The following is a 433-nucleotide window of genomic DNA, read 5'->3' as shown; positions in this document are numbered from 1 at the left end:
GGCCAACCCGCGTCATGTGCGCCTGACCGTCGGCCTGCTGGAGGGCCCGGCCCTCTCCGGCGACGGCCAATACCGCGGCACCTGCTCCGCCTACATCGCCGGCCTCGAACCCGGAGACGTCGTCTACGGCTACGTCCGCGTCCCCTCCCCCACCTTCGCCCCGCCCGCCGACCCCGCCACCCCGCTCATCCTCATCGGCCCCGGCACCGGCATCGCACCGCTGCGCGGCTTCCTGGAGGAACGGGCGACCCAGCACGCCAGCGGCACCCAGGTCGGCCTGTCCCAGGTGTTCGTCGGCTGCCGCCACCCGGAGCACGACTACTTCTACAAGCAGGAGATGCAGGACTGGGAGCAGGCCGGCATCGCACAGATCCACACCGCCTACTCCGCGGTGACCGGCCACCCGGCCCGCTTCGTGCAGAACGCCATCGCC

General features: G+C 72.3%; 1 pseudogene. It reads left to right on the top strand.

Annotated elements, in window-relative coordinates:
• A pseudogene (locus R2S09_RS40275) lies at window positions 1-433 on the top strand (cytochrome); the annotation flags it as partial.

Source organism: Streptomyces sp. MK7, from assembly GCF_032658145.1.
Classification (GTDB): domain Bacteria; phylum Actinomycetota; class Actinomycetes; order Streptomycetales; family Streptomycetaceae; genus Streptomyces; species Streptomyces spiralis.
This window is presented reverse-complemented; position numbering and strand designations above follow the sequence as displayed.